The sequence below is a fragment of the Mesorhizobium sp. RCAM 06353 genome (assembly GCF_059683585.1).
Genome location: NZ_CM185031.1, coordinates 5,908,976 through 5,934,635, shown reverse-complemented (window position 1 = coordinate 5,934,635; position 25,660 = coordinate 5,908,976). Strand labels below are relative to the sequence as shown.

Annotated in this window: 21 protein-coding genes and 1 tRNA gene; 9 read left to right on the top strand and 13 right to left on the bottom strand. The window is 63.0% G+C overall.

Annotated elements, in window-relative coordinates; genetic code table 11:
• The first annotated feature begins 166 nt into the window (after nt 1–166).
• Nucleotides 167–2,167, top strand: a complete 2,001-nt coding sequence (gene glgX / locus AC56QX_RS28895) for a glycogen debranching protein GlgX (protein WP_497111896.1) — start codon at nt 167–169, stop codon at nt 2,165–2,167.
• Nucleotides 2,167–3,825: a beta-galactosidase BglA gene (bglA, locus tag AC56QX_RS28890; protein WP_497111895.1), complete on the top strand. Its 1,659-nt coding sequence runs from the start codon at nt 2,167–2,169 to the stop codon at nt 3,823–3,825. Before glgX ends, bglA begins: the two co-directional genes overlap by 1 nt.
• Before the next feature lie 52 nt (nt 3,826–3,877).
• Here bglA and AC56QX_RS28885 read toward each other — a convergent pair whose 3' ends face one another.
• Together AC56QX_RS28885 and AC56QX_RS28880 are read right to left on the bottom strand one after the other, a co-directional pair.
• Nucleotides 3,878–5,647, bottom strand: coding sequence for a hypothetical protein (locus AC56QX_RS28885; protein ID WP_497111893.1), 1,770 nt, complete (start codon nt 5,645–5,647; stop codon nt 3,878–3,880).
• Nucleotides 5,647–6,093 carry a TadE/TadG family type IV pilus assembly protein gene (locus tag AC56QX_RS28880; protein WP_497111892.1) on the bottom strand — a complete coding sequence of 149 codons (447 nt, stop codon included), beginning with the start codon at nt 6,091–6,093 and terminating at the stop codon, nt 5,647–5,649. Before AC56QX_RS28880 ends, AC56QX_RS28885 begins: the two co-directional genes overlap by 1 nt.
• Before the next feature lie 283 nt (nt 6,094–6,376).
• On the opposite strand from AC56QX_RS28880, the gene AC56QX_RS28875 reads away from it, so the two are divergent.
• The 4 genes from AC56QX_RS28875 to AC56QX_RS28860 all read left to right on the top strand — a co-directional run bounded on the left by AC56QX_RS28875 (nt 6,377) and on the right by AC56QX_RS28860 (nt 11,793).
• The gene (locus AC56QX_RS28875) at nt 6,377–7,969 is read left to right on the top strand and encodes a peptide ABC transporter substrate-binding protein (RefSeq protein WP_497111891.1); all 1,593 of its coding nucleotides are present in this window, start codon (nt 6,377–6,379) and stop codon (nt 7,967–7,969) included.
• A 162-nt stretch (nt 7,970–8,131) separates the two neighbouring features.
• Nucleotides 8,132–9,055 carry an ABC transporter permease subunit gene (locus AC56QX_RS28870; protein ID WP_497111890.1) on the top strand — a complete coding sequence of 308 codons (924 nt, stop codon included), beginning with the start codon at nt 8,132–8,134 and terminating at the stop codon, nt 9,053–9,055.
• A complete protein-coding gene (locus AC56QX_RS28865; RefSeq protein ID WP_497111889.1) occupies nt 9,048–10,172 on the top strand; it encodes an ABC transporter permease in 1,125 nt (374 codons plus the stop codon). Before AC56QX_RS28870 ends, AC56QX_RS28865 begins: the two co-directional genes overlap by 8 nt.
• Before the next feature lies 1 nt (nt 10,173).
• Complete coding sequence (locus AC56QX_RS28860; RefSeq protein ID WP_497111888.1) at nt 10,174–11,793, top strand: ABC transporter ATP-binding protein; 1,620 nt, start codon at nt 10,174–10,176, stop codon at nt 11,791–11,793.
• Between the two features lie 46 nt (nt 11,794–11,839).
• Here the strand turns inward: AC56QX_RS28860 and AC56QX_RS28855 are convergent, their stop codons facing one another.
• The 4 genes from AC56QX_RS28855 to AC56QX_RS28840 all read right to left on the bottom strand — a co-directional run bounded on the left by AC56QX_RS28855 (nt 11,840) and on the right by AC56QX_RS28840 (nt 13,981).
• Nucleotides 11,840–12,184, bottom strand: coding sequence for a hypothetical protein (locus tag AC56QX_RS28855; RefSeq protein WP_497111887.1), 345 nt, complete (start codon nt 12,182–12,184; stop codon nt 11,840–11,842).
• Nucleotides 12,185–12,442: 258 nt separating this feature from the next.
• Nucleotides 12,443–12,880, bottom strand: coding sequence for a hypothetical protein (locus tag AC56QX_RS28850; protein WP_497111885.1), 438 nt, complete (start codon nt 12,878–12,880; stop codon nt 12,443–12,445).
• A gap of 4 nt (nt 12,881–12,884) precedes the next feature.
• A complete protein-coding gene (locus AC56QX_RS28845; protein ID WP_497117948.1) occupies nt 12,885–13,097 on the bottom strand; it encodes a hypothetical protein in 213 nt (70 codons plus the stop codon).
• 602 nt (nt 13,098–13,699) lie between these two features.
• Entirely contained in the window at nt 13,700–13,981 is a 282-nt protein-coding gene (locus tag AC56QX_RS28840) for a hypothetical protein (RefSeq protein WP_497111884.1), read from the bottom strand.
• 352 nt (nt 13,982–14,333) lie between these two features.
• Between AC56QX_RS28840 and AC56QX_RS28835 the strand changes: the two genes are divergently transcribed.
• Nucleotides 14,334–14,717 carry a hypothetical protein gene (locus tag AC56QX_RS28835; protein ID WP_497111882.1) on the top strand — a complete coding sequence of 128 codons (384 nt, stop codon included), beginning with the start codon at nt 14,334–14,336 and terminating at the stop codon, nt 14,715–14,717.
• 170 nt (nt 14,718–14,887) lie between these two features.
• Here the strand turns inward: AC56QX_RS28835 and AC56QX_RS28830 are convergent.
• Together AC56QX_RS28830 and AC56QX_RS28825 are read right to left on the bottom strand one after the other, a co-directional pair.
• Nucleotides 14,888–14,964, bottom strand: a tRNA-Pro gene (locus AC56QX_RS28830).
• A 70-nt stretch (nt 14,965–15,034) separates the two neighbouring features.
• The gene (locus AC56QX_RS28825) at nt 15,035–15,922 is read right to left on the bottom strand and encodes an NmrA/HSCARG family protein (RefSeq protein ID WP_497111880.1); all 888 of its coding nucleotides are present in this window, start codon (nt 15,920–15,922) and stop codon (nt 15,035–15,037) included.
• Nucleotides 15,923–16,021: 99 nt separating this feature from the next.
• Here AC56QX_RS28825 and AC56QX_RS28820 point away from each other — a divergent pair, with 99 nt between their 5' ends.
• Both AC56QX_RS28820 and AC56QX_RS28815 read left to right on the top strand, forming a co-directional pair.
• Nucleotides 16,022–16,921: a LysR family transcriptional regulator gene (locus tag AC56QX_RS28820; protein WP_497117946.1), complete on the top strand. Its 900-nt coding sequence runs from the start codon at nt 16,022–16,024 to the stop codon at nt 16,919–16,921.
• A gap of 42 nt (nt 16,922–16,963) precedes the next feature.
• A complete protein-coding gene (locus tag AC56QX_RS28815; RefSeq protein ID WP_497111879.1) occupies nt 16,964–19,204 on the top strand; it encodes an AGE family epimerase/isomerase in 2,241 nt (746 codons plus the stop codon).
• Between the two features lie 7 nt (nt 19,205–19,211).
• Here AC56QX_RS28815 and betB read toward each other — a convergent pair whose 3' ends face one another.
• From betB to betI, 5 genes are read right to left on the bottom strand one after another with little or no spacing between them, the layout of a single operon-like run.
• Nucleotides 19,212–20,675 carry a betaine-aldehyde dehydrogenase gene (gene betB, locus AC56QX_RS28810; RefSeq protein ID WP_497111878.1) on the bottom strand — a complete coding sequence of 488 codons (1,464 nt, stop codon included), beginning with the start codon at nt 20,673–20,675 and terminating at the stop codon, nt 19,212–19,214.
• 57 nt (nt 20,676–20,732) lie between these two features.
• Complete coding sequence (gene betA / locus AC56QX_RS28805; RefSeq protein ID WP_497111876.1) at nt 20,733–22,385, bottom strand: choline dehydrogenase; 1,653 nt, start codon at nt 22,383–22,385, stop codon at nt 20,733–20,735.
• Nucleotides 22,378–23,379, bottom strand: coding sequence for a threonine/serine dehydratase family protein (locus AC56QX_RS28800; RefSeq protein WP_497111874.1), 1,002 nt, complete (start codon nt 23,377–23,379; stop codon nt 22,378–22,380). Before AC56QX_RS28800 ends, betA begins: the two co-directional genes overlap by 8 nt.
• Complete coding sequence (betC, locus tag AC56QX_RS28795) at nt 23,379–24,908, bottom strand: choline-sulfatase (protein WP_497111873.1); 1,530 nt, start codon at nt 24,906–24,908, stop codon at nt 23,379–23,381. The genes AC56QX_RS28800 and betC overlap by 1 nt, the downstream gene beginning before the upstream one ends.
• Entirely contained in the window at nt 24,905–25,495 is a 591-nt protein-coding gene (betI, locus tag AC56QX_RS28790; protein WP_497111871.1) for a choline-binding transcriptional repressor BetI, read from the bottom strand. Before betI ends, betC begins: the two co-directional genes overlap by 4 nt.
• Nucleotides 25,496–25,660 lie beyond the last annotated feature (165 nt).

The following is a 25,660-nucleotide window of genomic DNA, read 5'->3' as shown; positions in this document are numbered from 1 at the left end:
TGCATCGCGCCTTTCCTTCTCCCCTTGTGAGAGAAGGTGGATCGGCGCGTAGCGCCGAGACGGATGAGCGGTGCGCGACGGATCGCCGTCGGTGCCAAGCTGGAGCACACCTCATCCGTCGCCTTCGGCGACACCTTCTCCCACAAGGAGAGAAGGGGGAGCCTGCATGACCCGACTCGGCGCCACCGTCACCCCCGAAGGCATCCGCTTCGCCGCCTGGTCCTCGTCGGCTCGTCGCCTCTGGGTCTCGATCTTCGACGAGCAGGGAAATCGCGAACTCGACCGGTTGGAACTGAAGCCGGAAGGCAACGGCATCTATGCGCTCTTCGTCCCCGGCCTTGCCGCGGGCACGCGGTATGGCTTCCGTGCCGATGGCGACTATGCACCCGAGCGCGGGCTGTGGTTCGATCCCGACAAGCTGCTGAGCGATCCCTACGCCGTCGAAATCGACCGCTCCTATGCCTATCACTGGCGGCTCGCCGCGCGGCGCAACGAGGGCGCCGACACCGCGCCGCTGATGCCAAAGACCGTGGCCAAGGCCCTGCCCATTGCGGCGCCTGTGCTACCGCCGCTCTTCCGCCCGGGCGGTCTGATCTACGAGCTGAATATCCGCGCGTTCACCAAGCTGCATCCGGATATTCCGGAAGCGCAGCGCGGTACGATCGCTGCACTTGCTCATCCTGCCGTCATCGAGCATCTCAAAAAGCTCGGCGTGTCGGCCGTCGAACTGATGCCGGTGACGGCATCGATCGACGAGCGGCATCTGCCGCCGCTGGGCCTGAGCAATGCCTGGGGCTACAATCCCGTCACCTTCATGGCGCTCGACCCGCGCCTGGCCCCGGGCGGCCTGGCGGAGTTGCGCGGCACTGTCGCCGCACTGCGTCAGGCCGGCATCGGCACCATCCTTGATCTCGTCTTCAACCACACAGGCGAAAGCGACAGGCTGGGGCCGACGCTGTCGTTGCGCGGCCTCGACAATCAGGCCTACTACCGGCATTTGCCGGATGGCAGGCTGGTCAATGACACCGGCACCGGCAACACGGTCGCCTGCGATCACCCGGTGGTGCGCGACATGGTGCTCGACACGCTTCGCCACTTTGTCCGCCATGCCGGCGTCGACGGCTTCCGCTTCGATCTGGCGCCGGTTCTGGGCCGCGTCGACGGAACATTCGATACCCAGGCGCCGTTGTTGAAGGCGATGCACGAGGACACGCTGCTCGCCGATCGCGTCTTGATCGCCGAGCCCTGGGACATCGGGCCGGATGGCTACCAGCTTGGCAATTTTCAGCCGCCCTTTCTCGAGTGGAATGATCGATACCGCGACGATGCCAGACGTTTCTGGCGCGGCGATACCGGCGCGGTGGGAGCGCTGGCGACGCGGCTTGCCGGCTCGTCCGATATTTTTGCCAGGACCGGCCAGCCGGCCAGCCGCACGGTCAATTTCATCGCCGCCCATGACGGTATGACGCTGGCCGACATCGTCGCCTATGAGCGCAAGCACAACGCGGCCAATGGCGAGCAGAACCGCGACGGCCACAACGACAATTTGTCCTGGAACAACGGCATCGAGGGTGAGACGGACAGTGCGGCGATCATCCGCGACCGCTTCGACGACCAGCGCGCGTTGCTTGCCACGCTGTTTGCCTCGCGCGGCACCATCATGCTGACCGCAGGCGACGAGTTCGGCCGCACACAGAAGGGCAACAACAACGCCTACGCGCAGGACAATGCCATCACCTGGCTCGATTGGGCAGGCCGCGACCAGGCGCTGGAGCGTTACGCATCGGCGCTCGGCATGCTTCGCCGCGCCGTCCCCGCTTTGTCGGCCACGCATTTCCTGACCGGAGAGCCGGCCGACGCTTCTGGCATCCCCGACGTCGCCTGGTTGACTGAGACAGGTATGCCGCTCGCCGACACGGACTGGAACGACTCTGCCCGTCACCGCCTCGTCATGCTGCTCGGCGATGCAGGCGGCGGCCGGCTTGCCGTCATGATCAACGGCGATCGTCGCCAATGCGTCTTCACCTTGCCCGCACGGGACGGGTTCCAATGGCAGCCGGCGATCGAAACGCAGCCGATCGACCTCGCGCGGCCGCTGCCGGGCCGCAGCGTCAATTTTATGATCGAGCGCGGGGCCGCAAAGGGTCGCGCCAGGAAAGGTTCGTAATGGCCGACAACAATGCCAGCCCTTGGGCCGATCCGGGGGCCGGGCAGGGGACCGAATGGTGGCGTGGCTGCGTCATCTATCAGGTCTATCCGCGCTCCTTCCAGGACACGACCGGCAATGGCAGCGGCGATCTCAGGGGGATCACGGCAAGGCTTGCCCACATCGCGTCGCTCGGCGTCGATGCCGTCTGGCTGTCGCCCTTCTTCAAGTCGCCGATGGCCGACATGGGCTATGACGTGTCGGACTACCGCGACGTCGATCCGATGTTCGGTTCACTGGAAGATTTCGACGCTCTGGTCGCCGAGGCGCACCGGCTGGGCCTGAAGGTCGTCATCGACCAGGTGCTGTCGCACTCATCCGACAAGCACGAATGGTTCATCGAAAGCCGCGCCAGCCGCGACAATCCCAAGGCTGACTGGTACGTCTGGGCCGATACGAAGCCCGATGGCAATGCGCCCAACAACTGGCTGTCCGTCTTCGGTGGCCCGTCCTGGGAGTGGGATTCGACCCGCCGCCAATATTACATGCACAATTTCCTCGCCTCGCAGCCCGACCTCAATTTCCACAATCTGGAGGTCCAGGACGCGCTGCTGGACACGGTGCGCTTCTGGCTCGAGCGTGGCGTCGACGGTTTCCGGCTCGACACCGTCAACTACTATGTCCACGACCGCTGGCTGCGCAGCAATCCGCCCTTGGCGTCGAGCGTCGCCGGCACCAATGGCGAGACCAACACTTACCTTTACCAGGAGCATCTGTTCGACAAGACACAGCCAGAGAACCTGGCTTTCCTCAGGCGCTTCCGCGCATTGCTCGACGAGTATCAGGACCGCGCCGCCGTCGGCGAAATCGGCGATGAGGGCCGCTCGCTGCAGACGCTGGCCGCCTACACCTCCGGCGGCGACAAGCTGCATATGTGCTACACGTTCGATCTGCTTGGTGCGCAATTTTCGGCGGCGCATGTGCGCGGCTGCGTCGAGGCCTTTGAACATGCTGTCGCCGACGGCTGGGTCTGCTGGGCGTTTTCCAACCATGACGTGGTGCGCCATGTCAGCCGCTGGACCGGGCCGGACGGCGATGCCGACGCGGTTGCCAAATTCTCGATCATGCTGCTCGCCTGCCTGCGCGGCTCGATCTGCCTCTACCAGGGCGAGGAGCTCGGCCTGGAGGAGGCGGAGCTTGCATATGAGGATCTGCGCGATCCGGTCGGCGTCCGCTTCTGGCCGGGCGTTAAGGGGAGGGACGGCTGCCGCACGCCGATGGTCTGGGAGGCTGGCGCCGACAATGCGGGTTTCTCCACCGGCAAGCCCTGGCTGCCGGTCCCGGCCAGTCATCGCGCCCGCGCCGCCGACATGCAGAACGGCGACGAGCGATCGGCGTTGTCCGCCTACCGCTCGACGCTCGCCTTGCGCAGGCGCCATTCGGCCCTGGTCAGCGGTTCGATCCGATTTCTCGATGCCGAGGGTGACGTGCTCGCCTTCATCCGCGAAGGCGGTGGCGAGAGGCTGCTCTGTGTCTTCAATTTCGCTGGGGAGCCGGCGAATTTGCCGTTGCCCGGGGATATCGGTGCAATTGCGGCCGTCTTGGGTGGCACCGCCGCTGTCGAGGAAGAAGCGCTCTCGCTGCCAGCTCTCGGTTGCTTCCTTGGCCGGCTCGATTGACCGGCGGTTCAGCCGTCTTTCGGCCAAGCGATCCGCCTGGCCGTAGAGAGCGCTACTGAACCAGAACGGCGCGTCCGCAAGTCGCTCCGGTGACACGCACGTCGGCCTGGCCGACACCGACACCCAGTGCCGAAAGCACATTGTAGAGCAAGTCATCGACGGGCGCCGTTACGGTGTTCAGCACCGCCACCACTGCGGGTTTGACCGTTCCGAGCAGGGCGGTGAGATCGATGCCGAGACCAAGCACACCGACCGAAAGCGACAGGTTGTTGACCAGGGACGTGGTGAGCGACTGCGAGATGTTGCGCGTCGAAACGGTCTTGATCGTCTTGTTGGCGATGTCGGTCGCGTTGAAGGTCAGGGTCTGCGGGCTGTTGTTGGTGATCGCGGTCGCGGCCGAGCCCATCAACTGGATCAACGGTATGTTGATCAGCAGCAGATGGAGACTCACATCCGCGATCTCTGCGTTGGTGAAGGTCTGCGGCTGGCTGAAATCGGCGAAGCCGGAGGGATTGTTGCTGTTGGCGAGGTTCAACTGGGCAATACCCGGATGTGCGGCGATGGAAACGCTGATGCTGGAAGGCCCCGTCGGACAGGTGATGTCGGTCAGTTTGGCTTCGGCATAGGCGACTTCCACATTGAGCGGCACATTGACGGCCAAAAGGCTGATGCCGCCGCCGAGGCCGGGCGTGCCGACACCGACGGAGGCCGTCAGTTTGATCCGCGTTTGGGCCGTCCGCACCGTGGTGCCGATGCCATCGATCGCCAGCCAGGGCGAGGATTGCGCGGGCTCCCCAATGGCTATGCTGAGCTGGGTGTTGAGCAGGCCAGGGATGGTGGCGCCGAGATTGATCGCGGCCTGGTTGGTGCCGTTCGCGAGCACGGCGGCGGCGGTCAGCATGCCCATGGCGCTTGCGTCGACGCCGAGGCCGGACGGCTGTTGCCCAAGCCCCAGGCTGCCGACGGAACCGAGGTCGACAAGACTGCTGAGCGGGATCTTGACCGTGCTGGTCGACTTGGAAGCGATGGTCTGCAGGGCGACCTTGGCCGTGTTGCCGAGGCCGGGAACGTTGGCCATGGCAGTGGCGATCTGGCCGACAGTCGCCTTCGAGGCCAGCACGTCCGAATAGGTGCCGGCCGTGATGTTCAACTGTGTGCCGAGCGTACTGATGAAGGAAAGCACGCTGACATCGGCCGAGATCAGCCCATTATAGTCCATGACGCTGAGCGAGATGTTGCCGCCGAGAAGCCCGCTCAGAAGCGCGTTGAGGATGCCGCCATTGACGCTGAGCAGTCTCGATCCGACCGAGAATGTCGCCTGCGGCGTCATGCTGGCCGTGGCTTGGGTACCGATGACCGGACTGGGGATGAGCGAGCTGGCGAAATAGCGGGCGGGGATTTTCGTCAGGGTGACACGCACCGCGTTATAGGGTGTCACGCCCGCCTGGAAGCGCTGGGTGACATTGCTGGTCGTCGAAGCATATCGGCCTTGCGTGACCGTTACCACCGTCTTTCCGACAGCCGGGGCGATGGTCTGGCCCGAGGCTTGAACAACGACACCCGGCATGCCGTTGTCGGTGAGCGTGGTCACGACCGCCGTGTTGACATTGTTGATGTTCGAGGCAGCAGTGATCGCCGCCAGGTCGACCATCGCCTGGGCTTGCCGGCGCTCGCCGTAGATTGAGGCCTCGTCGATGGCCACCGCGGCCAGCGCCAGCGCGACCGGCGCGCTCAGTGCGGTCATGACGGCGAAATTTGCTTTCCTGTCTCCCACCATCGACCGTGCAAGCCGGCCGATGCCCTTGCCCGCACGCTGCAGCATTAGATACCTCCGACCCTGATCGTTGACTGGCGCGTGATCGTGGTCCCCGGCATCGCTATGCCCGGGAAAAGATTCCAGATCGGCAGGTTGCGGGCATCGTATGAGATGGACACCACGAACTGGCTTCCATCAGCCACGCTGTCATTGGCCTGGTAGGTCAGTTTGCTGGCGTCCACGAACGGGTAGCCGCCGGCATTTGTGGTCAGGTAGCTGGCCACCAGCGTCTGCCGCTCGGTCTGGTTCAACCCGGCTATGGCCGTCCGGGCGGCATCGGCCGCGATCTGCTGGATCGAGTTGGCGGCGCCAAAGTAGATGCCGTATGCAACCATTCCGAGCAGGATAAGGATGAAGAGCGGCGATAGCAGAGCGAACTCGACCGCCGAGGTTCCCGAATTGTCGGTTCGGAATGCGCGCCTTCGGACCCTGGAAATGAGGTTCTGAACCATGCTACTAGCATGCCAAAGTTCGCATGCAGAAAGCGAAAACTCCGGGTACAACCTGAGGATGCGCGCGATTGAAAATGCCGCTCTAATTTAGCCGTTGCTTCTTCGATTATGAGGATTGACTTAGCGTCAATCAGTACTCGGTTGAAAAGAGCTTACCTCCTGTCTAGTCTCCTGCCACCAGCTGCCGGAGGGAACCGGTGGCGCGCTCAAAGGGGCCAGACATCGGTCCCGGGGCGTCAACACGTAAAGGCGCGCCGACGGCAGCGCCGACAGGGAGAACTTCATGCTGAAAAACATGCTGAAGGCGACGGTGTTCGCCACCACCATGGCGGTAGCCGCCGGCGCATTCTACACGCCGGCTTTCGCCGAGAGCGTCTATAACAGGGGCACCGCCGCCGAATCGGAGTCTGTCGACCCGCACAAGACTTCGACGGTCTATGAAGCGAATGTGCTACGTGACCTGTTCCAGGGCCTGGTCATGCAGGACGAGAAGGCGAACCTCATCCCGGGCGCCGCCGAAAGCTGGACTGTATCGGATGACGGCACCGTGTACACCTTCAAGCTGCGCAAGGACGGCCAGTGGTCGGACGGCAGCCCGGTGACGGCGGACGACTTCGTCTACGCCTTCCACCGGCTGGAAGACCCGGCGACCGGCGCCGAATACGCCTCGATGCTGTATCCGGTGAAGGGGGCGGAGGATTTCAACACCAAGAAGGGCAAGCCCGAGGACATGGGTGTCAAGGCGATCGACGCCAACACCCTGGAAGTGACGCTGAAGGCGCCGACCCCTTACTTCCTGGAGATGCTGACCCATCAGGCGACCTATCCGGTCAGCAAGGCTTCGATTGAAAAGCTCGGCGCCGACTGGATCAAGCCCGGCAATCTTGTTTCGAACGGCGCCTATACGCTGGCCGAATGGGTCCCCAACGACCACATGAAACTGGTCAAGAATCCGAAATTCTGGGACGCCGCGACCGTCAAGTTCGACGTCGTCAACTACATCCCGACCGAAGATCGTTCATCGGCGATGAAGCGCTTCGAGGCCGGCGAACTCGACAGCTATGACGATCTGCCGACCGAACAGCTTGCCGACCTCAAGACCAAGTTCGGCGACCAGATCCATGTCGGCCCGTATCTCGGCACCTACTATTATGCGATCAAGACCGACAAGGCGCCGTGGAACAACCCCGAACTGCGCAACGCCATCTCGATGGCGATCGACCGTGACTTCATCGCCGAAAAGGTCTGGCAGAACTCGATGCTGCCCGGCTATTCCATGGTGCCTCCCGGCATTGAGGGCTACACGCCGGCAATGGCCAAATACGCCGATATGCCGCAGATCGACCGCGAGGACGCAGCCAAGAAAATCCTCGAAAAGCTCGGCTACACGCCCGAGCATCCGCTGAAGATGGAGATCCGCTACAACACCTCGGAGAACCACAAGAACACCGCGGTTGCCATCCAGGAGCAGCTGAAGCCGCTCGGCATCGACGTCACGCTGCTCAACACCGACACCAAGACCCACTATTCCTTCCTTGAGCAGAAGGGCGACTACGACGTGGCGCGAGCCGCCTGGATCGCCGACTACAAGGATCCGGAAACCTTCCTCGGCATCTCGCGCAAGGCGAGCGGCAACAACTACTCGAACTACAACAGCGCGCCATACGAAGCGGCCATGGACAAGGCGGCCGCCGCCGGCGGCAAGCCCGAGGAGCGCATGAAGGAGCTCTCCGAGGCCGAGCGCATTCTCGTCGACGATGTCGGCCAGATCCCGCTTCTGTACTACAGCTACCACGACATCGTTTCCTCGAAGCTGCATGGCTTCGTCGACAACGTGATGGACGTCCATCCGTCGCGCTTCGTCAGCAAGGACTGATCCCTGGCCAAGCCGCCGCGCACTCGGTGCGCGGCGGTGCTGGTTTGCCATCGCATCGGCCGGGAAGCGCAATCGATTTTCGGAAAATCCGGTGCGAAGATTTGAAGGCTGGCGCACAATCATCCGACTGGATGGGCGTGTTCCGGATCAAGTGGGGCACCGATGCTGCGATATGTCTTCCGGCGGCTTTTGACCGCCATCCCGACGCTGTTCGTCATCGTGACGATGGCGTTCTTCCTGATGCGCGTCGCGCCAGGCGGGCCATTCAACCAGGAGCGGGGGCTGAGCCCCGAGATCAAGGCCAACCTTGAAGCCCAGTTCGGCCTCAACGATCCGCTCTGGCTGCAATATGTCCACTATCTCGGCAATCTCCTGCGCGGCAATTTCGGCCCGAGCTACAACATGCCGGATTTCACCGTCACCGAACTGTTCGCCAAGGGCCTGCCCATTTCCGTCCAGCTCGGTGCCTCGGCGCTGATCCTGGCGCTGCTGCTCGGTAGCGTGCTCGGCACTATTGCCGCGCTCAACCAGAACAAGCTTGGCGATTATACGGTGATTGCGCTGGCGACGGCCGGCAGCACGATCCCGACCTTCGTCATCGCGCCGGTGATCCAGCTCTTGTTCGGGCTGACCTGGAAGCTGTTGCCGATCGGTGGCTGGGGCGATGGCGCCTTCATCAACAAGGTCGGCCCGATACTCACCCTTGCCTTGCCGCAGATCGCCATCGTTGCCCGTCTCATGCGTGGCTCGATGATCGAATCGCTGCGCTCCCACCATATCCGCACGGCTCGTGCGCTCGGCCTTTCCGACTGGTCGGTGGTGGTCAAGCACGCCCTGCGCGGCGCCGTCCTGCCGATCGTCTCCTTCACCGGCCCGGCGGCCGCGGCGCTTTTGACCGGTTCCGTCATCGTCGAGACGATCTTCTCCATTCCAGGTGTCGGCCGCTATTTCGTCGATGCCGCGCTCAACCGCGACTACACGCTGGTGATGGGGACCGTGGTGGTGATTGCCATCTTCACCATCATCTTCAACCTGATCGTCGACGTTATGTACGCGGTCGTCGACCCGAGGGTGCGCTATGACTGACATCGCAGCCGCAGCCGCTCCCGCAATCGTTGGCCGTTCGCTCTGGGGCGATGCCTGGGCGCGCCTCAAGGCCAACCGCGCCGCCATGTTCAGCCTCTATTACCTCGCCTTGATCGGGCTCGTCAGCGTGTTTGGACCCTGGTTCGTGCCGCATCAATACACGACCATCTATGCCGACTATGTGCGCATGCCGCCAAGCCTGTCGGCCTACCCGAAGCCGGAGATGATTCAGGGGGCACTCACGGACGCCATCAAGCGCATGCGGGTCGACCTCAAGGAGTGGCATCAGGAAGGCAGCCGCGTCACGGTCACGGTCACCTCGACCAAACCGATCGATGATCGCAACATCCGCTACCTCGACCGCTCCGATGCCTTTGACGACACCAAGATCGATAACAAATCGCCGGACGGCCTCGAGGTGACAATGAGCACATCGGTCAAGCAGCAATATTTCCTGTTTGGCACCGACAACACCGGCCGCGATCTGCTGTCGCGCACGCTGATGGCCGGGCGCATCTCGCTCGCCATCGGCCTGCTCGCCGGCGTCGTGGCGGTGGTGATCGGGGTGATCTACGGCGCCGCCGCCGGCTTTTCCGGCGGCAAGATCGACGAGGTGATGATGCGCATCGTCGATGTGCTCTACTCCTTGCCGTTCATTTTCTTCGTCATCATGCTGGTGGTGTTCTTCGGCCGCAACTTCGTGCTGATGTTTCTGGCTGTGGGCGCCGTGCTGTGGCTCGACATGGCCCGCATCGTGCGCGGCCAGGCGCTATCGATCCGCCGTCAGGAATATGTCCAGGCGGCGGAAGCCATGGGGGTCGGCCAGCGCGGCATCCTGCTGCGCCACGTCATCCCCAATCTGCTTGGTCCGGTGGTGATCTACATGACGCTGCTGGTGCCGCAGGTGATCATCCTGGAAAGCTTCCTGTCGTTCCTCGGCCTCGGCGTGCAGGAGCCGATGACCAGCTGGGGCGTGCTGATCTCGGTCGGCGCCAAGAACATCGGCACCGCCAACTGGCTGTTGTTGTTCCCCGCCTTCTTCCTCGTCTCGACGCTGTTTGCGCTGAATTTCGTCGGCGACGGCCTGCGCGATGCGCTCGACCCAAGGGACCGCTGAGATGGAAACTTCCCAAACGATCCTCAGCGTCAAGGACCTGCGCGTTCGCTTCCGCACGCTCGACGGCGCGGTCGAGGCGGTGAAAGGCATCAACATCCACGTCAAATCAGGCGAGACCGTTGCCGTGGTCGGCGAGTCCGGTTCTGGCAAGAGCCAGACCATGATGGCGGCGATGAGCCTGCTGGCCTCGAACGGCGAGGCCACCGGCAGCGTCGACTATCGCGGCCGCAACCTGCTGACTCTCAGCAAATCCGACCTGAACAAGGTCCGCGGCGCCAAGATCAGCATGATCTTCCAGGAGCCGATGACCTCGCTCGATCCGCTCTATTCGATCGGCAACCAGCTGATCGAACCGATCCGCCGGCACCGCGGCCTGAATGCCGCCGCGGCACGCGAAGAGGCGCTAAAGCTCTTACGCCTCGTGCATATCCCCGACCCCGAACGGCGGATGAAATCCTATCCGCACGAAATGTCCGGCGGCCAGCGCCAGCGCGTGATGATCGCCATGGCGCTCGCCAACGACCCCGACATCCTGATCGCCGACGAGCCGACGACGGCGCTCGACGTGACCATCCAGGCGCAGATCCTGATGCTTCTGGCCGAACTGCAGCGCAAGCTCGGCATGGCGATCGTCTTCATCACCCACGATCTCGGCATCGTCCGGCGCTTCGCCGACCGGGTCTATGTCATGCGGCAGGGCGAGGTCGTCGAGGAGGGTGAGGCCGAAGCGATCTTCGCCAACCCGCAGCACGCCTATACCAAGATGCTGCTGGCGGCCGAGCCCACGGGCACCAAGGCGCCTCCGCCCGTCAATGCGCCCGTGGTGCTGGAAGGCAGGAATGTCGAAGTCACGTTCAAGATCGGCGGCGGGTTTCTGGCCGGCGAGGCGCTGATGCTGCGCGCCGTCGATGACATCTCGATCCGGCTGCAGCGCAACCAGACCATCGGCATTGTTGGCGAATCCGGATCGGGCAAATCGACGCTCGGCCGCGCCTTGTTGCGGCTGCTGCCGAGCGACGGGCTCATTCGTTTCGGCGATCGCGACATTTCCCAGGCCGACCGGCAGCAGATGCGGCCGCTGCGGCGCCAGATGCAACTCGTCTTCCAGGACCCGTTCGGCTCGCTGTCGCCGCGCATGACCGTCGGCCAGGTCATCACCGAAGGGCTGCTGGTGCATGAGCCGAACCTGTCGCACAAGCAGCGCGACCAGCGCGCGGTCGAGGCCTTGCTTGAGGTCGGTCTCGATCCCAACGCCCGCAACCGCTACCCGCATGAATTCTCCGGCGGCCAGCGGCAGCGCATCGCCATTGCCCGCGCCATGATCCTGAAGCCAAAGATGGTCGTGCTGGACGAGCCGACCTCGGCGCTCGACCGTTCGGTGCAGAAGCAGATCGTCGAACTGCTGCGCAAGCTGCAGGCCGACCACGAACTGTCCTACCTCTTCATCAGCCACGATCTCTCGGTCGTGCGCGCCATGGCCGACTACATCATCGTCATGAAACAGGGCAAGATCGTCGAAGAGGGGCCGACCGAGGCGATCTTCAGCAATCCGCAGCATATCTACACGCAGACGTTGATGGCCGCGGCGATCGATGTCACGCGCTTCCGGCTGAGCGCGTGAGACGGCGCTTCAGGTAAAGGCAATCATCGTGGCGGCAACCATTCGTTCAGCCCGCTGACCTCGGGCATTTGCGCGCTCGCGCGGCGGCAATGGCATCCTGCTGCTGTTTCAGCCGGTCGATCCTTGCCGTTTCACGGTTGGCCACCGCGGTTTTCACACGCGAACCGCCAAGCAGCCAGCGCGGAACACTGGTGTTGGCGACCTTGCCGCGGGTGATCGCGGTTTGCGAGATCTCGCCGGCGTTGGTCCCCAGCGCACTGTTGAGATCGGTGCAGCTCATCGTGTCGTACTTCGACGGATCGACGGTTTTGCCGATCGACGAACAGCCGGCAACGAGAAGCACCGCAATCAGAAGAACCGGTGCCGAGGTTGTCGTTGAGATCAGATTCATGTCCTCACCAAGCTCGTCGTTTCACTGGCTCCACCATAGCCATCGAATTATCTGGAGCCGACGGTTATTTCGTCAAAGTTTCGCTCGCGACGAAACGCTACGGCCGCATCACCACACATGGATTGCTGGCCGATGTGGGAACGTTCTCGGGCACTCGAAGTTGATCTCGGTCGAGTGTCTTAATTCAATCACTGGTAACGGAGAGAGCCCGTCTCGGTTGATGCCGGGGCGGGCTTTTCGTCGGCCGCTGGCCAACGGTCACGCTGCTTCGGCGATGAATGCGGCGGGAGCGCAACCGCCGAGCACTGCCTGGGCGATGTCAGTCTCATGGTCATCGACATGCGCGGTCACCAAAACGATTGGCTCGGCAACGCCCCGATCATCCGGCTTTGTGGCAGCCGTGATGAATGCACCGAGCAACCCGCCGGCACCGCCGCCGCAGATCGTGGAAATCAGTGCCGTTGCCGACAGGCCTGCCGGAAGAGGATCGGCGCCGAAAACGATCATGGTGCTTACGCAAGCCAATACCGCGCCGACGGCACCAAGAAGGACACACGGAGTCCTCAGAAACCCGACCTCGTCCTGGTAGGGCCCGATAATGGCAATCTGAACGCGAGGAACACCGACCGCCACCAGCGCTCCAGCAACCCGGGCGGCATCGGTATGGGACTCAAAAAGCTTGCTGATTGTTCGCATGGTCTCAGGGCGTCTTGCCGAGCAACGAGTCGGTAACGAAGGACGCGGCGATCAAATCGTCGCCATCGATGCTTCCTCGTCCGTCGACCATCATGGCCGCGACCTTTTGGAAGGTCTTCATTTCGCTCATGGTAATCCGGGCTTGCTCAATCCTGGACTTAAGGTCCGCTACGCGCGTCCCCAAAGCATCGGATCTTGTGGCCTCACTGTTAGGCATGGTGACGTTCATCCAGTTCCGCTTCCCTCGTTTGATCATCCTCGCGCCCAGCCAATCGAACAGGGCCGCAGCGTAAACGTTCCATGGCTGGGCTTAGGTCCGGCATGGACCAGGACTTTAGTCTGACTGAAAAATGCAATGGTCTTACCTCTGGTGCCGCTCGGAACAGCCACTGTTCGGAGCCGTTGTCCGCTGCACGTTCAGGAGGAAGCTGATGGAGAAGAGTGTTGACCAAGCGCGTTGGTTGCTCGCGCTGATCTTCGCGGTGGCCATCACTTTCATGGCGATTGGAATAGCCCTTGGTTGACCATCCGAGAGGTCAAGCAGGAAAGATTGCAGATTGGCGCAGCTACGTCCCTTCCTGCGCTGATAGGGTTCGCTCGCCGCGCCCGTGTGGCGAGCGAACCCTCAAATTTCAGCAGGCCAGCAGCTTGTATTCAAGCCAGTGAAGCGAAATTCCGCGAGCTTTTCGGGGGCTGAATGGCGTCGTATCCACACGATGGTTCGTTGATGATGCCTTGTATCGGCACGCCGGATCACCAGCCACATTTCAGATTCTTTGCCGGCAGGCCCGGCTGCAAGGAGCCGGGCCTCGGCGTCGATCAGTAATCGTTGTTTTCGATCACCACGGGGCGGCTGTGATGGTGCCTGGAGACGGAGCCAGTCACAATGACGGCATCCGGACGATGGTGCCGGCGGCCATGATCGTAGAACGCAACGGTACCATGGTGACGATGATGCAGGCGCTGGCCGTCCTCGTTGATGATCTTGACGTTGCTGTGGTGACGATGGTGGGTTTTGATAATGACATCGGCTTCGGCCGCCGAAGCGATAGCCGGCAAGCCGACGGAAAACGCCAAAGCGCACATGATCATTGTTTTCATTGTAGTTTCTCCATTGCCTTGATTGACCCTTCGCCGGAATAACTGCCGCTGGTCGCTTTGGTTCCGGGTTCCCAGGGCAGCTGGATAGGCAATGGCAATTCGCAGGACGAGCGATCGCGTACCCACGGCTGAGAAGGGGCCGCCTCTCGCTCAGGGCCCTTGCAAAGAACGATGTGTCCCGACGCATAGGTCGTGCGCATAGGCAAGACCGCAGCCAAAAACCCGTCTCTCTCGATCGTTGCCATATGGTGGAACATTAGGCGCGCCTAATTGTTCTACTCCTTGCAGCAGGCGCCTTGCCGTCTGCTGAAGATCAGCGGCAAGGCGGGTCGGCCCGCGTTCTCTGCCAGAGATGCAGGGCTTCAAAAGGCAAGAGGAGAGAGATCATGAACAACATCATTTGGCTCGTTGGAGCGGTGGTTATCGTCATAGCGATATTGAGCTTCTTCGGCCTGCGATAAGCTCGACGTCAGCTTTGACCATGGACCCCTCATCGGAAGATGACCAGCCGAAGCGGACACTACGAAAGCGCCGCAGGCCACCAGCCGAAGACCGAAACGATGGCGGGGAGTTCCTCGCCTCTTTTCCACCTGAAGACAGGAGCTTCCGCGTCTGGTTCCTGTCCAATGAAACAGGCATCAGCGTCGACCAGGCCAGCGAACTTGTCGACAGGATCGAGACGGATGGCGCGGCGTTGTTGAATGCCGCGCGACGGATGAAAATTCACGCGCAATGACCGATAAATTGCAGCCGGCTACGTCGTCTGCGTTTTCAACAAGCCCGCTTGTGTAGTGGGTTGGCGACAAAGCGAAGAGTTGCGCCGAGGAGGCAGCTCATCTCGCCGTATTTTCAGCTGTGATATCAGTTTGAGCGCCAAAGTCGGGATGCGCTAACACGTTGTTTTTCTGGTCGGAGTGGCAGGATTTGAACCTGCGACCCCCTCGTCCCGAACGAGGTGCGCTACCAGGCTGCGCTACACTCCGTGACCAGTCGGCGGGCTTATAGCCGCCACACTTCATTCCTGCAAGCGCAATGGCAGCACTTCTGTCGCATTTATCGGCTTTCGCCACGCAGGCCGCTGGCGCTCCAGTTAAATGCGCGCGCCCAGTCGGCAAAGCCGTGCCAGCGCACCTCGGGGAATTCCCCGTGCAAGGTTGCGATATCGACGTCGTAACCGACGCGGTCGAACCATTCGAACATCAGTGCCGCGTCCTCGCTCTGCTGGCGGGCAGCAGCGATCGGGATTTCTTGATAGCGGATCGGGCGGCCGATGGCCTCGGACAGGATTTGCGCCTGCTCTTCGCCGGACAGTTCGTCCCCGGCGAAATCGAAGCGCTTGCCGAACACCTGCTCCCGCCGTTCCGCAAGCGCGGCAACGAAGGCGCCGATATCGGCCAGCGCGACCAGTTGGAGGACGCGCTTCGGCGGCATGGCGAAGGCGTGAATGCCTTGACGGAGCGCGTCGATCGACCACGCCGCGACGGCATTCTCCATGAAGGCGACCGGCGCGCTGATCGTGTAGGGAATGCCGAGCTGCCTGACATGCTGCTCGACCAGGTATTTGCTTTCGAAATGCGGAATGCCGGTCTGCTTGTCGGCATCGGCGACGGACGAATAGATCAGGTGTCCGATGCCGGCGGCCTTCGCGGCATCGACCGCCAGGATTCCCTGGCGGGTTTCCTCCTCGAGGCCGGCCTCGTAGCTGTTGCCCATCAGGAACATGGTGTCGACGCCTGTTGCGGCCTTCACGATGGAGGCTGTGTCGGCGAGATCGCCGGCCACGATTTCGGCGCCCGCAGCAGCCAGTTGCCGTGCGGCTTCGCTGTCCGGCTTGCGCGTCAGCGCCTTGACGCGATGGCCCCTCGACAACAGGGCACGCGCAACGGCGCCGCCTTGCTGGCCCGTGGCTCCGGTCACAAGAATGCTTCGTTTGCTGGTCATCTCATTTGCTCCTTTTTGTTTGTCTGGAGCAAATTAGGCTCTGTCTCATTGATGCATAATTGCGTATAATTGGAAAACTTTGTCCCAATATTGAGCACAATGATCGACCTCAACGATGTCATCGTGTTTGCCCGCGTCGTCGAAGCCGGCAGCTTCACCGCTGCCGCGCGCCTACTCGCCATGCCCAAGACGACGGTCAGCCGCCGTGTCGCCGCGCTCGAACGCGAGGTCGGTGTGCGTCTGCTGCAACGCACCACACGCAACCTCAATCTGACGGACGCCGGACGTCTCTACTATGAGCAAAGCAGCCAGGGGCTGCGGACGATCGAGGAGGCGAATCTACGCCTCGCGGAGGCGAGGGCAGAGCCTTCGGGTACGATCCGCATTTCGGCCCCGGTCGGTTTTGGTGGTCACTTCCTCATCCGCGCCGTGGTCGAGTTTCTGGCGTTGTACCCGAAGACCAATGTCGAGCTCCGCCTCACCGACGACAAGCTCAACCTGATCGAGGACGGCATCGACCTCGCCTTCCGCACCGGGAGACTTGAGGATTCGACGCTGATTGCCCGCAAGATTGGTTCCACGCACAGGCTGCTTTGCGCCAGCCCCAACTATCTCGCCCGGTACGGAATGCCGGAAAGCCCGGCCGATCTCGCCCGCCATCGATGCGTCATTGCGGGTCCGTCGGCCTCAGGCGCTCATTGGGTGTTGGAGGGACCACAAGGCCAGGAAAGTGTCGTCGTCGCCGGGCGTTTCGCCGCCAATGAGATGCAGGCGGTGGTGGCGGCCGCAATCGCAAGCTTCGGCATCGCCCAACTGCCGCAGGTGATGGCCGAGGCGCTCATCGCGGAGGGACGGTTGCAACGCGTTCTCGATGGCTACACGACGCCCGAGGGCGGCCTATATGTTCTCTATCCAAGCAGCCGACACCTCTCACCCCTGGTCAAGGCCTTCATCGATCTTGCGGTCGAGCGGATTTCGAATCGGGTAAACACGGCTTAGAGTCATGTCTGCTGCCCCAGACCAATTTTGAGCGAGACCCGAATGAGCCAGCGCATCGTCAGTTTTGTCATGAGCGGCGGCGTCGGCTCGCGGCTCTGGCCGCTGTCGCGCGAGGACAATCCGAAGCAGTTTCACGATTTTTCCGGCGACGGCTCCATGCTGGCCAAGACCTTGCGCCGGCTGACGGCGAGGCCGGCCGGCGAAACGCCGATCTTCCTGATCGCCTCCGAGCGCCATGCCGATCGTGTCCATGCCGACCTGGCCGGCCTCGATCTCGCCGGCGGTGGTCCATTGTTCGAGCCCACGGGGCGCAACACCGCGGCCGCGATCGCACTGGCAACGCTGCGCACTCTGTCCGAGTTCGGCGACAGCCTCGTGCTGGTCGTGCCGTCGGACCACGAAATATCGACAGCAGGGCAATTCTGGCAGAGCATCGAGGCAGGTGCCGAGGCGGCAAGTGCCGGCCGGCTCGTGGTGTTCGGCATCAAACCGACACAGCCCGAAACCGGCTATGGCTATATCGAGGTGGCGGGTGCGCAGGGTGGCATCTTCGACGTCACACGTTTCGTCGAGAAGCCGGACCTGGCGACGGCGCAGAGCTATCTCAAGGCGGAAAGCTTTTACTGGAACACCGGCATCTTCCTGTTTCGCGCCGCCGCCATGCGTGACGCCTTCGCCGTTTTCGAGCCCGACATCTGGCAGGCCACCGAAGCCGCCTACAAGGCGGCGACATCGGACCTGTCAGGTCTCTATATGCCGCTGGAGCTCTATGAGGCCATCCCCTCGATCTCGATCGACTATGCCATCATGGAACGGGCGCAAGGCATTGCCATGGTGCCGGCGGGCTTCCGCTGGAACGATCTCGGCTCCTGGCAATCGCTGCTCGACGTCGGCCCGGCCGACGACCACGGCAATGTCGTCATCGGCGATGTCGTCGCCATCGATTGCGAGAACTCCTACATCCGCAGCGACGGCCGCCTGCTGTCGGCGATCGGCATGAAGGATGTCGCCATCGTTTCGACCGCTGACGCGACCTTCGTCGCACCGGTCAGCCACAGCCAGCACGTCAAGAAGATCGTCGAGCAGCTCGAAGAATCCGGTCGGCTGGAAACCAGGTTCACGCCGGCGCATGACCGCGTCATCGAAAGCGGCGCCTGGCGCCGCCGCGTCCACCACTGGCTGTTCCAGGAGACCTTGCCGCTGTGGTCGACATCGGGTGTCGACGAACGCCATGGCGGTTTCCATGAAGCGCTCAGCTTTGATCGCGCGCCGCTGATGAAACCCAAGCGCATGCGCACGATGGCCAGGCAGGTCTATGCCTTCGCGGTCGCCAGCGCGCGCGGCTGGGACGGTCCGGCCGACCGGCTGATCAGCCACGGTATCGAGTTCATGGTCAGAAATGGCCGCACCGACAAAGGTGGTTGGGTGCGCACCTTGCATGTCGACGGCTCCGTCGCCGACCCCACCGAGGATGCCTACGATCATTCGTGTGTGCTCCTCGCGCTTGCGCATGCGCATATGTCGGGCAATCCCGATGCCTTGCGGCTCGGCGAGGAAACCTTCGCGTTCCTCGATGCTCATCTCGAGGATCATCGCATGACTGGTTTCCTCGAAACATCGGAGGGAGAGGGCGAGCGGCGCTCCAACCCGCACATGCATCTGCTCGAAGCGTTCCTGGCCTGGCACCAGGCAACCGGCGAGCGCGCTCATCTGCGCCGCGCGGCACGCATCATCGATCTCTTCCGCAGCCATTTCTTCGATCGGGAAAGCTGGACGCTGGGCGAATATTTCGATGACGAGTGGAGGCCGTCAGCCGGTGAGAAGGGCGCCAGGACCGAGCCCGGCCATCACTTCGAATGGGCTTCGCTGCTGGTCGATTTCGCTGGACGCAGCGGCCAGGCCGAGCTGAGCGGCTTCGCCCGAAAACTCTATGCCTCGGCCATCGCCAATGGCCTCAACCGTGCCACCGGCCTTGCCTATGGCGCCGTCTCCCGGCAGGGCCTGCCGCTTGACCTGATCTCGCGCAGCTGGCCACAGGCCGAAGCGGTCAAGGCGGCGATTGCGCTGGACGGTTCGGGTGGACCCGATCTGAAGCCGGAGATCGAGGAACGCGTCGGCAGGCTGTTCCGCTGGCACATCGACCCGGCCCCGCTCGGCCTGTGGATCGACCGCATCGACGAGCGTGGCCGTTCGCTGGCATCGGATGTCCCGGCCAGCATCTTCTATCATCTGGTCTGTGCGCTGACGCAGTATCTGGATGGGACGGCGGAGAAGGCGGCCTAAGCCCGGATCAATACGGGCTCGCCACGTCCCCGGTCTCGACATAGATCGACTTGAGCTGCGAATAGAGCGCCAGTGCCGCCAGCGAGTTCTCGCGGCCGATGCCGGACTGCTTGAAGCCGCCGAAAGGGATTTCCACCGGCGTCAGATTGTAGGCATTGATCCAGCAGGTGCCGGCTTGCAGCTCGGCGATGACCCGGTGCGCGCGCGGCAGGTCACGGGTGAAGACGCCGGCGGCGAGGCCGAACTCGGTGTCGTTGGCGCGGTCGATCACCTCGTCCTCGCCATCGAATTTCAGCACGCTCATGACTGGCCCGAAGATCTCTTCGCGGGCGATGCGCATATTGTCGGTGACACCGGTGAAGACCGTGGGCTCGATGAAGAAGCCGCCTTCAAAACCTTGCAGCGAGGGCACATTGCCGCCGCAGGCCAGAACAGCCCCATCCTGCTTGCCGATCCCGATATAGCCGACCACCTTCTCTTGCTGCGCCTTCGACACTAGCGGCCCCATCTGGGTCTCGGGGTCGAGCGGATCGCCGATGCGGATTTTCTTGGTCCGCTCGATCAGACGGTCGACGAAGCGGTCGTGAATGCCGCTTTGCACGAAGACGCGCGTGCCGTTGGAGCAGATCTGGCCGGTCGAGTAGAAATTGCCGAGCATGGCGCCGCCGATGGCGTTCTCGATGTCGGCATCGTCGAAGACGATCAGCGGCGACTTGCCGCCGAGCTCCATCGTCGCGTGCTTCATCTTCGAGCCGGCGAGCGACAGCACCTTGCGCCCGGTCGGCACCGAGCCGGTCACCGAAACCTTGGCGACGACATCGTGGCCGATGAGGCCTGCACCGACATCACCATAGCCCTGCACGACGTTGAACAGCCCGTCGGGCAGGCCGGCCTCGCTGTAGATTTCGGCCAATGCCAGCGCCGAAAGCGGCGTGTTCTCGGATGGCTTGAACACCATGGCGTTGCCCATGGCGAGCGCCGGTGCCGATTTCCAGCCGGCGATCTGGATCGGGTAGTTCCAGGCGCCGATGCCGACGCAGACGCCGAGCGCCTCGCGCCGCGTGTAGGCGAAGGGGCCACCGAGGTCGACGGATTCGCCATTGTAGGCGGCGATCACGCCGCCGAAATATTCAAGGCAGTCCGCGGCGGACGGTGCGTCCGCCACCAGCGTCTCTTGGATCGCCTTGCCGGTGTCGAGCGTCTCGATGCGCGCGAGATCGGCGTTGCGGGCGCGCAGAATGTCGGCGGCGCGGCGCAGGATGCGCCCGCGCTCGACCGGCTTCAGCCGCGCCCAGGCCGGCTGCGCGGCGCGTGCGGCCTCGATGGCGAGTTCCAGCACATTCGGCGTCGCCGAGCGTAGCATGGCGATGGTCTCGCCGGTTGCCGGATAGATGACCGGCAGCGGCGCGCCTTGCTCGTCGTCGATATAGCGTCCGTTGACATAGTGCGATGCCGTGGGCTGGGCGCGCATGGGAGTCTCCAAATTGTCTGTCGCGGCATGCGGATCGTGAAGTCACACGATCATGGCCTATCTGTCGGACAGCTGCCAGCGCGGATTGATCCACGGTTCCTGGTTGGACGGCGCCAGCGGCGTGCGGCCAAGAATGTGGTCGGACGCCTTCTCGCCGGTCATGATCGACGGTGCGTTGAGATTGCCGTTGGTGACACGCGGGAAGATCGAAGAGTCCGCGACCCGCAATCCTTCGACGCCGATGACCCGGCATTCCGGATCGACGACGCTCATCATGTCGTCGGCGCGGCCCATCTTGCAGGTGCCGCAGGGATGGTAGGCGCTCTCGGCATGGTCGCGAATGAAGATGTCGAGATCGTCGTCCGACTGCACATGGCTGCCCGGCGAGATCTCCTTGCCGCGATAGGCGTCGAAGGCCGACTGGCCAAAGATTTCGCGAGTCAGCCGGATGCAGTGACGGAACTCGGTCCAGTCGTCCGGATGCGACATGTAGTTGAAGCGGATCACCGGTGTCGCCTTGGGTTCCGGCGAGCGCAGCGTCACCGAGCCGCGCGACTTCGAGCGCATCGGCCCGACATGTGCCTGGAAGCCATGCGACTTCGCCGCCGCCTTGCCGTCATAGCGCACCGCCGCCGGAATGAAGTGATACTGGATATCGGGGTAGTCGACGCCGGCGCGCGAGCGCACGAAGGCCGCCGCCTCGAAATGGTTGGTGGCGCCGAGGCCGGACTTGAAGAACAGCCATTGCGCGCCGATGAGCGCCTTCGAGAACGGATTCAGCACCGAATTCAGCGTGATCGGCTTAGTCGATTCCTGTTGGATATAAAGCTCCATATGGTCCTGCAAATTGCGGCCGACGCCCGGCCGGTCGGCCACGACGGCGATGCCGTTTTCGCGCAAATGCTCGGCCGGTCCGATGCCGGACAGCATCAGGATTTTTGGCGAATTGATCGACGACGCGGCGACAATCACCTCACGCCGCGCCTTAACGACCTGAATCTGTTTGTGAGCTTCGATCTCGACGCCGATGGCGCGTTGATTCTCGATGATCACCCGGCGGGCAAAGCCCTTGACCAGACTCACGTTTTTCCGCTTGAGAGCCGGCTTCAGATAGGCTGATGCCGCCGACCAGCGGCGGCCGCCACGGATGGTTTGCTCCATCGGCCCAAAGCCTTCCTGCTTGGCGCCGTTGTAGTCGTCGGTCAGTTCGAACCCGGCCTGGCGGCCCGCTTCGACGAAGGCGCCATAGAGCGGATTCCTGCGCGAGCCACGCTGCACATGCAGCGGGCCGCCGTGCCCGCGCCAGCCATCCTCGCCGCCGTCATTGTCCTCCATGCGCTTGAAGTAGGGGAGCACGTCGGCGAAGCCCCAACCCGTTGCACCTTCTTCGGCCCAGTGGTCGAAGTCGCGGGCGTGGCCACGCACATAGACCATGCCGTTGATCGAGGACGAGCCGCCGATCACCTTGCCGCGCGGCGTCGCCAGCACGCGGCCGCCGAGATGCGGCTCCGGCTCGCTGGCAAAACCCCAGTCGTAGAGGCTCATGTTGAGCGGGATCGACAGTGCCGAAGGCATCTGGATCAGCGGCCCGATATCGCTGCCGCCGAATTCGATGACGATGACCGAATGCTTGCCGTCCTCCGACAGCCGATAGGCCATGGCCGAGCCGGCCGAGCCGGAGCCGATGATGACGAAATCCGCTTCAAGCATGGTTCATATGCGCCATAAAATCGGCGAGCGAGACATTGCCGCCGGTTGCCACCACAAGGACGGTCTTGTCCTTCACATCCACCTTGCCGCCGAGCAGCGCCGCCAGTGACGCCGCCCCCGACGGCTCCAGCACCAGCTTCATCCGCTCGAAGGCGATCCGCATGGCGCTGCGCACCGACTGGTCGTCGACGGTGATGCCGCGAACGCCAGCGGTCTTGACCGCCGCGAACGGCGCATCACCTGGCCGTCGCGACATCAGCCCGTCGCAGATCGACTTCGGCCCGATTGGCATCGTCTCGATGCTGCCATGCGCCAGCGACGAGCCCATGCCATTGAAACCTTCCGGCTCGACGCCGATGATCTCGGTCGCCGGCGACAGATAGTGGAAGGCAAGCGAAACGCCGCCGATCAGTCCACCGCCGCCGACCGAGCAGAACAGCAGGTCGGCGCTGGCATCCTTGGCCGCAAGCTGGTCGAGCGCTTCGAGGCCGGCGCCGGCCTGGCCTGCGACGATCTCCGGATCGTCGAACGGATGCAGCAGGGCCAGCCCCTCGGTCTGAGCGATCTCGCGCGCCTTGGCGGCCGCGACTTCCTCACGCGCGCGATCGCCATGGTCGGTCAGCACGACGCGCGCGCCATAGCCCGCCGTGGCGTCACGCTTGGCGGCTGGTGCGTCGATCGGCATGACGATGGTGACCGGAATGCCGAGCGCCTGGCCGGCGGCGGCCAGCCCTTGCGCGAAATTGCCGGAGGAATAGGCGACGACGCCCTTCTTGGCCTCATCGGGCGAAAGCTGCTTCAGCCGCCAGTAGGCGCCGCGCACCTTGAACGATCCCGCCCATTGCAGCGATTCCGGCTTGATGAAAACACGGGCCGCACCCGTCTCTCTGGCAAGCGCTGTCGATTCCAGCAGAGGCGTGATCTGCGTCGCCCTGGAGGTGACGGCATAGGCCTGTTTGAGATGGGCCAGCGAAGGAACGAGAAGGTTGGTCATCATTCGCCTCGCGGAAACCGTTTCTGCTCTTCGAGCACGTTGAGATCCATGTGGTTGCGCATGTAGCGTTCCGAAGCCTTTTGCAGCGGCTGGAACTCCCAGGGGTAGTGCGTGCCGTTGCGCAGAGCGGGATAGACCACCCAGCGCCGTGCCTGGCTGGCGCGCACGGCGGCGTCGAGGGCCGCCATGTCCCAGCGCGCCCGGACCTTTTCCAGGAAAGTCGCCACCAGATCCGCATGCCCGGGGTCGGCGGCAAGATCGCTCAATTCATGCGGGTCGGCTTCGACATCGTAGAGCTGCGGCGGATCGATCTCGCAATGAACGAACTTGTAGCGGCCCTCGCGGATCGCCACCAACGGCGCGTTGGAGCCCTCGGCGGCATATTCCATCAGCACCGGAGCGGTGCGCTGCTTGCCATCGAGCAGCGGCAGCAGCGACTGGCCATCGGTCCATGGCGCGATCGCGCTCATGTCGATGCCGGCGAGATCGCACAGGGTCGGAGTCACGTCGAGATTGGAGACCGGTGCCTTGATCAGTCCGGCCGGTATGCCTTTGCCGGCGATCATCAGCGGCACCCGCGCCGAACCCTCGAAGAAGCACATCTTGAACCACAGACCGCGCTCGCCGAGCATGTCGCCGTGGTCCGAGCAGAACAGGATGATCGTGTCGTCGAGCATCCGCGTGCGCTCAAGCACTGACAGCAGTTCGCCGACCTTGTCGTCGAGATAGGAGATGTTGGCGAAATAGCCGCGCCGCGAGCGGCGGACCTGCTCGGCCGTGATGTCGAAACTGTCGTAGTCGGAGGCTTTGTACAGCCGCTGCGAATGCGGATCCTGTTTGTCGTAGGGAATGAAGCCCACTTCAGGCTCAAGCGCCGGGCAATCCTCGTAGAGATCCCAATACTGCCGCCGTGCCACATAGGGATCGTGCGGATGGGTGAAGGAAACGGTCAGGCACCAGGGCCGGTGCGCGGCATCGTCGGAGACGCGGGCGAAGTCATAGAGTTTCTGCACCGCGTGGAAGGCGACCTCGTCGTCATACTCCATCTGGTTCGAGATTTCGGCGACGCCGGCGCCGGTCACAGAGCCCAGATTGTGGTACCACCAGTCGATGCGTTCGCCGGGCTTGCGATAGTCAGGGGTCCAACCGAAATCGGCGGGATAGATGTCGGTGGTCAGCCGCTCCTCGAAGCCATGCAATTGGTCCGGGCCGACGAAATGCATCTTGCCTGACAGCACCGTGTGATAGCCGTCGGCGCGCAGGTGATGGGCAAAGGTCGGGATCGACGAAGCGAATTCGGCAGCGTTGTCATAGACCTCGGTGCGCGACGGCAACTGGCCGCTCATGAACGAGGCGCGGCCCGGCGCGCAGAGCGGTGAGGCCGTGTAGTTGTTCTTGAAACGAGCCGAACGTGCGGCCAATGCTTTCAGATGCGGCGCATGCAGAAACGCCGCCGGCCCATCGGGAAAGAAAGTCCCGTTGAGCTGATCGACCATGACGATCAGGAAATTGGGTCGCTTCGCTGTCACTGTTTGTGCCGCTCGCCGAGTTTGGTTTCGAGATAGTCCTCGACCAGCGCGATTGCGGTCGCGGCGTCGGGCACGCCGTCTTTCAGCGCCCGCCTGATGTAGAGCCCGTCGATCATCGCCGCCGTCGTCTCGGCGGCGCGGTCGGCCTCTGCCCTGGGCAGGATGCCGGTCAGCCCGCTCATCAGGTTCGAGTGCAGCCGTCTTGCATAGACCCTGAGCAGCCGGCGCAGCGCGGATGACTTCTGCGCCTCGACATAGAAGGCAAGCCAGGCGGCGATGGTTTGCGGCTGGAACTGGATGTCGGAGAAGTTGACGGCGACCACAGCCGAGACGCGTTCGCGCGGGGAAGCGGCGGATTGCAGGGCGCGGCGCATATCGATGGTCAGTTCGGCGAGGATGTGCCGCATCGTTGCCAGCAGCAGCTCGTCCTTGGCGCCGAAGTAATGATGGGCAAGTGCCGAGGACACGCCGGCACGCCCGGCGATCTCGGACATGGTCACATCCAGCGAGCCGCGCTCGCCGATCGCCGAGATCGTCGCGTCGATGAGCGCCTTGCGGCGCAATGGCTCCATTCCGATTTTCGGCATGCTGTTCCCGATTTTTGCGCGGAGATTATTTTTTATTGACGGGTCAATCAACAAAAAATCGACACGACCACGACCTGTACCAAGCGATTGTCGGCTTGCGGCCCTTCACGGCTCGGCTGAGAATGTTTATATTTGAACAATAACGGCGAATTGCGCCATGAGCCC